Annotated in this window: 7 protein-coding genes; 1 reads left to right on the top strand and 6 read right to left on the bottom strand. The window is 31.8% G+C overall.

The features are described from left to right. Positions 1-574 (top strand): inorganic diphosphatase (locus tag HN894_10425; protein MBT7143744.1); only part of this gene is annotated, 574 nt, incomplete at its 5' end. Between the two features lie 13 nt (positions 575-587). Here HN894_10425 and HN894_10420 read toward each other — a convergent pair. The 6 genes from HN894_10420 to HN894_10395 form a co-directional block, all read right to left on the bottom strand. Further along, positions 588-1,286: a ComF family protein gene (locus HN894_10420; protein MBT7143743.1), complete on the bottom strand. Its 699-nt coding sequence runs from the start codon at positions 1,284-1,286 to the stop codon at positions 588-590. A 186-nt stretch (positions 1,287-1,472) separates the two neighbouring features. Beyond that, on the bottom strand, positions 1,473-3,011 hold the full coding sequence (locus tag HN894_10415) for an O-antigen ligase domain-containing protein (GenBank protein MBT7143742.1): 1,539 nt from the start codon (positions 3,009-3,011) through the stop codon (positions 1,473-1,475). A 151-nt stretch (positions 3,012-3,162) separates the two neighbouring features. Then, positions 3,163-4,503, bottom strand: coding sequence for an oligosaccharide flippase family protein (locus HN894_10410; protein ID MBT7143741.1), 1,341 nt, complete (start codon positions 4,501-4,503; stop codon positions 3,163-3,165). Positions 4,504-4,515: 12 nt separating this feature from the next. Further along, the gene (locus HN894_10405; GenBank protein ID MBT7143740.1) at positions 4,516-6,834 is read right to left on the bottom strand and encodes a hypothetical protein; all 2,319 of its coding nucleotides are present in this window, start codon (positions 6,832-6,834) and stop codon (positions 4,516-4,518) included. Positions 6,835-6,839: 5 nt separating this feature from the next. Then, entirely contained in the window at positions 6,840-7,640 is an 801-nt protein-coding gene (locus HN894_10400; GenBank protein ID MBT7143739.1) for a TolC family protein, read from the bottom strand. A gap of 153 nt (positions 7,641-7,793) precedes the next feature. Further along, entirely contained in the window at positions 7,794-8,570 is a 777-nt protein-coding gene (locus HN894_10395; GenBank protein ID MBT7143738.1) for a sugar transferase, read from the bottom strand. Between the last annotated feature and the right edge of the window lie 113 nt (positions 8,571-8,683).

The following is an 8,683-nucleotide window of genomic DNA, read 5'->3' as shown; positions in this document are numbered from 1 at the left end:
TGAATATACTCTTGCCGGCTCAAAACATTTTGTTCATGATTATTTACCGGTAGATGAAAATGGAAATTTGAATGTAATAGTTGAAATTCCGAGCGGTTCAAACGAAAAATGGGAAGTAGAAAAAGAGAGCGGTCATTTAAAATTAGAATTTAGGAAAGGCAAACCAAGAATTGTAAAATATCTTTCATATCCGGTAAATTATGGAATGATTCCTCGAAGCCTTCTTCCTGCTGAAGATGGAGGCGACAATGATCCTCTTGATGTAATTGTTCTTGGCAGTTCCGAAAAGCGCGGAAGCATTGTAAAAGCTCGACTTATTGGCGTTTTAAAACTTGAAGACAATGGAGAAATAGACGACAAACTTATTGCCATAAAAGCAAATTCTCAACTTTTTGAACAATATGAAATTGAAGATTTAAACAAAAATTTCAATGGAATTTTAGAGATTATAGAAATTTGGTTTACAAACTATAAAGGGAAAGGGCAATTAAAATCTAATGGTTTTGGCGATTATCTTGAAGCTAAAAATATTCTTGACAAAGCAATTTTGGCTTATTCTAAAAAAAATAAATAATTGAAAGATTATTCTATGCAGCCATAGCAATTGTTGCGATGCTAACTTTTGTATTTTCTATTTCGAGTATTTTGCTGGCACATGCTTCAAGAGTTGCTCCGGTTGTTATAACATCGTCAATCAGTAAAACATGCTTATTTTTTAGATTTTCTACATCAATTATTTCAAAAGCAGATTTAACATTTTCCCATCTTTCCTGACGGTTTTTCTTTGTTTGGGTGTCAGTATATTTTTTTCTACATAGTGAACTATTATCAACCATTTTATTCATAGTTTTTGAAATTCCTTTTGCTAACCAATTGCTTTGGTTGTAACCTCTTTCTTTTAATTTTTCTGGATGTAATGGCACCGGAATAATTATGTCGATGTCTTTGAAATGTTCTGATTTTGCAAGCTGCCCTCCGAAACGTTTTCCTAACTCAAAACCTATTTCTTTTTTACCTGAATATTTCAATTTATGAATAAGTGTTCTGAATTTGCTCCCTTTCCTGAAAAAGAAATATGATGTCGCTGAATTGATTTTTACTTTTCCCCAAAACAGCTGATTTACAGGATTATCGATAACTGAGTGAAAATTTGTTTTTGGTAATTCGTAAAGACATTTTGAGCAAATCTGATCTTCGTGTTCAGACAGAACGTTTCCGCAAATTTCGCATACTTGAGGATAAATCAGAAAAAGCAGGTCGTTTAATAATCTTAATATAGTTTTCATCGTTTCAGTTTTGTTACATTTAAGCCTTCACTATATAATAACATAAATGCAAAAAACCTTTCACGATTTTTCAGTGTTTTTCGATAAAAAAACGAATTTTTCGTAGAATTACTTATTTAAACACTTGATTATAAGCCACAAAAATAAATGAAAATAAATGAAAAAAAATTACTTCTTAATAAGATTTCAAGTTAAAAGTATATTTGTTTTAGCCTCATCGTTGACAGCTTTCTTTGGTAATAAAACTCCATTTCCAATGGTAATCAAATTATCATTTTCAGGTAAATTCTGCCATTTTTCTTTTTCTAATTCATCTGAAACGCTAAGAAATACCCATGTCAAAATAAGAATTGTTAAAGAAGGCATTTGTCCTAATATTCCGTTTCCGTAGCTCGCCACAATTATTCCAAGGAATCCGGAGGATAATGCCATCATAATATACTTTATTTCCGGGTCTTTTACTTTATACCAGAGAATAAAGCCCGTCTTTATCAGTATAAAAAATAGAATAAAAGTATGAAGTAAAAAACCAACAACTCCCGTTTCAGCCCAAATTTTCACAAACCAACTGTCAGTTGGAGTTTGGGCTAAAAATGTATTTGGACTAAACCTAAGTCCCCAAGCACCCGCAGTGCCTATTCCTCCTCCAATTGGCCTCTTCGCTAAATAAACTGCTAATTTTGCTTGATTAGCTTTTCTAACTAAAAGAGACTTGTCGTTTGGGTCGAGTGCTGTACGCATTCGTGGGACTAATGGTAGTCCTTGGCCAATCATTGTGAATTTAATTACAGAAAATGCAAGAATTGCAAAAATAATTCCTGCAGCAAGGACTTTAAAATTTTTTGATAATAGGAAATATGCAAACATTCCAATACCAGGGACTCCCATTGCACCACGAGTTCCCGAAATCATCATTCCTGCAAAAGATAGAAGAGATGCCACAGCAAAAAGCATTCTCTTTTTTTTGGTTCCCGGACCTAAAGCAATAATCATTGCAACTAATCCTGTTTGTGCTTGTGAGGCTCCAAACTGACCTGCATCGCTATAAAATGAAAAAACCCTCAATTTACCGAATAGTATATGAGTTACATGACCTCCGCCATCTAACCATGCTTGTTCGGCAAAATCTGGTCCTAATATTTCTTGCTGCAAGCCTTTGAGCGATGCTAATATTGAAAAAACAAACCATATTTTCAGGAAAGTATCAAGGTCTTTTAGCCTTCTAAAAGTCATCAAAGCTAATGGCACCATAAGCAATTGATAGAATGCCATGCCTCGCATTGCATAGAACCATGCAACAGGACTTTTCATCTCAGGATTCCCTATCTCCATAACAATATATCCCATCCATATTAAAGAGACATACATAAGAAAACTTTTTGTAGGTGTCCAATCTAAATTTTTCCATCCAACAAAAAAAAGCGACATCATGCCCATTGCCAAAATTGCATCAACCAACAAACCTAAGGGCAGCTGGCCAGGCAAATATCTTAAAAGTCCAATAGTTGTAAAAGATAAAACAAAAACTACAATTACAGAATATTTCGGATTTTTGAAAAGGAATATTACTGCCGCAATAATGCCCGGTAAGAATAACAACATACCTGCAATTACTATACCTTTTGTAGCAATCAAATGTCCTATTACAGGCCAAGACAATAGCAAAGCTATTGCAACAAGGATAAAAAATCTTTTGGCACCGGTATCTCCAATTGCATTTCCCATTCGTTTGTCTGAATTTTATTTCTGAGAATTAATTGTTGTTTTACAAAATCTGTTATTATTTCAAATCTTGTCTCTTTTTTTAGTTTATTTGTTTTTCTATACTTAAAGAACGAAAGATTACATAGTAGTCATTTAGACTAATTTTACTACATTATTTATTAAATATATGTTTTAATCCTTTCGATTTAATAATTTTTATTCCAATTACCGGGATTTTAAAAATATTTAAATTAATTTCTTTTTTCAAAAATCGAGTTCCTACATAAACTCCCAGCATTGAATTTATTATTGTAACAAAAGCAACTGCATGAAGCGATTCGAAATAATATATTGCAATAATATCGCCAATAATATTGACAGATGCCATCAAAAGTACTTTTATTGAATTAAACTTTGGTTTGTTGATACTATCGAGTGTAACTCCTGTGAAACGATCGATAGTCAAGAAAAAACCATAGATAAGAAATATTCTGAAAATAGCTATTGAAGGAACTCCATCAGCTATATAAGCATCGCCGGCAACTATCCATACCAATGGTTTTGCAAAAATGAACAATAGTGTCAGCAATGGAAGAAATAGCATTGATAATATTCCGGAATAGGTATAAAAAATCCCTCTTACTTCGTCTTTACTAGTCCGGCTGGCTTTTGCCATTCTTGGCAATGCTACATTTACGAAACTTCTAATAGGAATTTCTATCACTTCTATCAGTTTCAATGGTATTGCATAAAATGCAACATCTGCTTTAGACATCATTATACCTAATATGAATGTATCTGAACTTTTCAGTAAGTTTCCGCCAAGAAAAGTCAGCAAGCTAAATTTGCCAAAATTAAATTGCTCCAAAATTGTTTTTGTTTTAGCCTTGATCATAAATTTCAATCCAGTCCATCCTCTAATTATTCCATATATTGAGGAGATTCCATATGAGGCAATGTTTGCATATACAATATACTTTAGTTCAAGTCTGAAAAAAAGATAGTTTAAGAATATAAAAAGAAAAAAACTACCCATTCCAATTACTTTCAGGTACATTAAATCTAAAAAATTTTGTCCTGCCTGAAGTATCGATAATCCATTGTTGAACGGAAGTGTAACAATAGAAAATAATGGATACCATATAAAAAATAATTGAAATCCGGATTCGCTAATTTCTTTTTCAAATATTAGATAAGAAAGTGAAACTATTAAAATCAAAATTACGGTTACAATCAGGCCTAAAATCCAGCTTGAACCAATGAGTTCTTCTTTTTCTTCATTTGTTTCGGCAGCAGCCAAAAAACGAACTAGTGGAGTTCTGATGATTCCGAAACGTATCATTTCAAAAAATGCGATTGCAGCAAGATATAGTGCCCATTCTCCAAAATCGCCTACCGAAAAACTTCTTGCAAGGAAAGAAACACTTCCAAAACTTAATACTGCAAAGCTAACTTGCCCAAATAAGGATAAGAAATTATCATTTTTTATTATTGCTAATAATTTTTTTATCATAATGTAAATCTCTTAAATGCCTCTTTGCGACCAGAAATCGAAAGTAATAATTTTCTTAGCAAGAATTCGTCTCCAGGATCGTTTCTTTGGAATTTCTCCAATCATTGAGTCTAAAATATCAACTCGAGTTCCGTTTAAAATAACCTTAGATTTATGATTTATTGAGTTTTGAAATAAATGTAGTGCTTGATCGTCTGCTTTGTTCCAGTTCCTGTTTGCTCTTGTTACTAAAATAGACAAATCTGTTTTTCGTACAATTTCGGCAGGGAATTCGCTTTTTAATAAAGGGGGTAATATTAAGAAGATATAATCGTAGCTAATAGTAGAGATATAAGGATTTTGTAACAGAGATTTTATATTGTCAACATCGAAGAAGTCATTGCTGATTTCATAAACGAAAGTTTCGTTAGATTTTATTGGGTCCTCAAATTCGTCTAATTTCTTTTGTGAACTTGATATTACATTTACTAATGCTTCTATCCCTAACCATTGTCTCAATTTATTTATAAAACTATCTTCACCTATTTTTTTCAACGATTTGAGTTCTACACTATTATCTTCCTCTCTGTGTGGTTTTATTATCATTACTTTGTTTCCAGCATTCTGTATCTTCTCAAACAAATAATCTGCCATAAAACTTTTGCCTTCCCTATCACGTGTACTTGTTATTAATATAAGGTATGGTTCGTTTTCTTCTTTTTCAATTTTAATTATACTTAACTTTATTCTTTGGATTATTAATTCTACAAGCCTGTTGGTAATGTATGGAAAATCAACATTGGTTTTCTTCTGATCTAAAATTTTCGGATATACTCCAAGAAGGGATAATTTGGTAAATTCAACTACTCTCTCAGGAGTTTTGATAGTGGTATCAACGTATTCTAACAAAATAAATACTCCGGCAGTAAGAACCACTCCAACAATAAAACCAATTGCTATTAATATCTTACGTATTGATTTTTTGGCAGTTAAAGGAAAATATGGTTCATCAATGATTTTCACACTTGCACTCGATTCTACGTTTTGTTTCTTTAGTCGGCTCTGGTTTAATGATTCTACATACTTCAAATATTTTTCTTCTGCCAGCTCAATTTCTCTCTCAATTTTGTTTTTTTCTGAACCTAATGGAGCAAATGTATCGTACTTTTTATAAAATTCTTCTTTTCGTTGCAAAATTACATCTGCTCTAGCTTTGGTTTGTTCAACATTAAGAACATTTTCTAACCATTGATCGAGAATAACCGACATTGGCAATCCGGAGGCAGACCTACCTATGGCGTAAAGGTTCTGAATATCGTCAGTCATCTCCATTTTCAACTGTTCTGATTCTTCTCTCAGAAGCATTACTTCTCTTAGGTCTCCTTTGTTGTGAAGTTCTGCAAGAGTAATTTTTGTAGCTAAATCTGAAAGTCTTTTTCGTTTTTCGAGGATTCTATCATTCTGCAGCGAGATGTTTGTTTTAATAGTCATTCTGCTTTCGATTTCAGAAAGTGCAGCTTTTGCAGATGCAAGTTCCATTATTTCTTGTTGATATTCGCTATCTAAATCTTCCTTTTCTTCAGCAATAAATTTTGTTTGCTCATAATAGTTGATAATTTTATTTGACTCTCTAAAATGGAGTAGTCTTTGTTCTGCTTCTGCTAACTCTTCTTTTGCAGCAGTCATTTCATTCTCAAAATATTCAACAACACTATTGGTTTGCCCCTCCTGAATAGATTTAAACCTTTCTAAAAAAACCTCTATCAATAAAGTTAAGCTTTGCTGACAAATTCCAGCATGGGTAGTTGAGTACTTTAGCGAAATTAAGTCACTACTTTGAACTCTTTGTACAAATATAGTTGACAATTGTTTAACACTATAAAATTTGTTTCCAGAGTTCAATAATTTATATATAACATTAGAATCACTGTTATTTTTATATTTGTTTATATTATGAAAGGTATTATCTTCTGATTTTATATCAAGTAATTTGTATCTTACGCTATCTGGTATTAAATTATTTAGGTGTAAATAGAAACGCTTTCCTGTTTCATCTGCTACGAGGTGATTTGCAAGTAATTTCATACCTGCTTCTTCGTGAGTATTTCTATTTTTAATTATATTAATAAGATTATCAAATTTTGCATTAGTAGCAAATAAATCGAATCTGGCATTCGAACCTGTTTCAATATTAAAACCTGTTGCAATTCCTGTATAAACTGTTGCTTCTGTGGTGTATATCTTTTGTTCATTCTTGGTTTTATACCAAATTGTTGATGATATAAGCACCCCTACTGATAGTAATAACCATCTGTAGTCAAGCAACATTCTACCAATTTGAATTAAGTTCATCTCTTTTAATTGTTTATTGCTTTTTTTATTTCACTTATTTCTCGACCAACTGCTTGTTCTAACATCAAATATGCAATTGTAAATTCGATTCTGGCATTCTCTAATCCGGCTGAAGATTTTGCTGTTATCTCAATAATTCCTGCATAGTCAGACATGTCTATTTCGCCTTCTAAAAACTCTTTTTCGGCTAACTTATAATTAATTGCCTGTACTTGGTGAATTTCATTTTTAATGGATAACAGCCTTTGTTTTAAGAGCAATGTATAATATTTTGTAATAACTTCTTCTTTCACCATTCTTTCGACTTCTTCTTTTTTATAATTAGCCAAATCTAATTCTTTTTGTACTAATTGTATGTTTTTGCCTCTGGTTAAAATATCGAATAATGTCAGTCTTAAAGTAAGTCCTACATTATATCTGCTAGCTTCAGAAACTGTTTGATCCTGAAGTAAATTTTCATAGTCAGTCTGAGTAATGCTTCCGTATTTAACTTGTGTAATAGCACCTATGTATTCTGTCCAGTCCATTCTAGATTTCCAAAGATCAATTTCTTTAATTTCGGTTAATACTCTTTGTTGGTTTATCAATGGAGAATAAATTTGAGCCGAATCAATAAGGGTTTGTAATGGTGGCAGTGCAATTCCTTCATTCTCAAATATTTCATCAGAGATTAATTTCAATGGATCGAATTCTTGATAGACAATATTTTCTAATTCATTGACTTGAGAATAAGCACTAATGCTAAACAAAACTATGTTTACAATTATCAAAACTTTCCTTAGCCTAAATAATTTAATAATCTTCATAAGTCTAATTAAATTAACGAAAATAGTCATTATTGTAGAAGTAACAACTAAATAAATATTTTGAACAATTATAAATTCATTATATCATTCTTATTTCAATTGCGAAAACTAACAATTGAGAAACATTCAGCTATACCCAAAACTTGCAATAAGCTAAACATCTTCGTGTTGAAGTACTGCTGTGAATGTTTTAAATATTATTTTTATGTCGCCCCAGAACGAATAAGTTCTGGCATATTCTATATCAAGACTTTTTCTTTCTTCTTCCGACATTTCTGCTTTTCCTCTTTTAGAAACCTGCCAAAGTCCCGTAAGGCCTGCCGGAGCATTGAAACGCTCACCCCAAGCATCAGATGTAATTAATTCGCTTTCATACATTGGAATTGGCCTATTGCCTACAATAGACATATCGCCTTTAAGGATATTAAATAATTGTGGAAGTTCATCAATACTTGTTTTTCTAATAAATTTCCCAACTTTCGTAATTCTTGGGTCATTTGCATACTTAACAAAAACGTTTTTTTCTTTCTTCTTTTTCCAATTATTGTATTGATATTCACATATATCTTTGCCCTTATTATCTTTTAAGATAGGTGAACATGGTTCTTCTGCTTTATTGCATCGGGGACAATCGTAAACCGGTCCGGCATCTATCTCTTTTTGTTCACTTTCATTAGTATATTGATTAAGTGCAGCAAGTTCTTTCATCTTAGTAGCAGAATCGGTTCCTACATACATTGATCTGAATTTATGAAACGGAAATATATTTAATCCTGCACCAACTCTTGTGGCATTATAAAAAATTGGACCTTTTGATTCCAAACGAATAAGTAGTATTGTTAACAAATATATTGGGGATAAAGCAAGAACAGCAAAGGATGTAAATAATATGTCAAATGTTCTTTTCCAAATAGGAATTTTAACCTGCATAATTCACAAAAACAAGCAAAATGATGTTAATATTCTGTAATACAGACAAATGCAAGCTTTGATAAAAAACATTAATTTTTTAAATAAAAATGGAGTTCATGTATATTTTTTTC

The organism is Bacteroidota bacterium, assembly GCA_018692315.1.
Lineage (GTDB): Bacteria > Bacteroidota > Bacteroidia > Bacteroidales > JABHKC01 > JABHKC01.
This window is presented reverse-complemented; position numbering and strand designations above follow the sequence as displayed.

Bases quoted from the DNA above. Each gene is read 5' to 3' on its own strand.
- HN894_10420 (MBT7143743.1), bottom strand. From the start codon at position 1,286: ATGAAAACTATATTAAGATTATTAAACGACCTGCTTTTTCTGATTTAT.
- HN894_10415 (MBT7143742.1), bottom strand. From the start codon at position 3,011: ATGGGAAATGCAATTGGAGATACCGGTGCCAAAAGATTTTTTATCCTT.
- HN894_10410 (MBT7143741.1), bottom strand. From the start codon at position 4,503: ATGATAAAAAAATTATTAGCAATAATAAAAAATGATAATTTCTTATCC.
- HN894_10405 (MBT7143740.1), bottom strand. From the start codon at position 6,834: ATGAACTTAATTCAAATTGGTAGAATGTTGCTTGACTACAGATGGTTA.
- HN894_10400 (MBT7143739.1), bottom strand. From the start codon at position 7,640: ATGAAGATTATTAAATTATTTAGGCTAAGGAAAGTTTTGATAATTGTA.
- HN894_10395 (MBT7143738.1), bottom strand. From the start codon at position 8,570: ATGCAGGTTAAAATTCCTATTTGGAAAAGAACATTTGACATATTATTT.